The sequence below is a fragment of the Shewanella sp. T24-MNA-CIBAN-0130 genome (assembly GCF_040310185.1).
In the GTDB taxonomy this organism is placed as follows: Bacteria; Pseudomonadota; Gammaproteobacteria; order Enterobacterales; family Shewanellaceae; genus Shewanella; species Shewanella psychromarinicola.
In genome coordinates this window covers 1-267 of the sequence record NZ_JBEOPP010000336.1, presented here as the reverse complement: position 1 = coordinate 267, position 267 = coordinate 1, and the positions used below count along the sequence as shown (strand labels likewise).

The window sequence follows — 267 nt, the reverse complement described above, 5'->3', positions numbered from 1 at the left end:
CCCCTACACTGGCTAAGCTCAGGTCTTCCGAATGCCCGCAGAGGTCTCCGATATGCCGCAGCAAACGCCAGCCATCGACACCGCGCTCTCCATCGCAACAGTGATCCTCGATGGCTTCGACGACTACCGCGAGCATTTTCGCCAGATCACCGACGGCGCCCGGCAGCGCTTTGAAAAAGCCCAGTGGCAACAAGCGCAAGTGGCGTCGGCGGCGCGTATCAACCTCTATGAAGAGAAGGTCGGCGAAGTGACCGCACGGCTGCAGGC

At 61.4% G+C, this 267-nt stretch carries 1 protein-coding gene; it reads left to right on the top strand.

Annotated elements, in window-relative coordinates:
* Positions 1–52: 52 nt before the first annotated feature.
* On the top strand, positions 53–267 hold a 215-nt coding region (locus tag AAEZ02_RS22625), incomplete at its 3' end, for an isocitrate dehydrogenase kinase/phosphatase AceK regulatory subunit (RefSeq protein WP_351125307.1).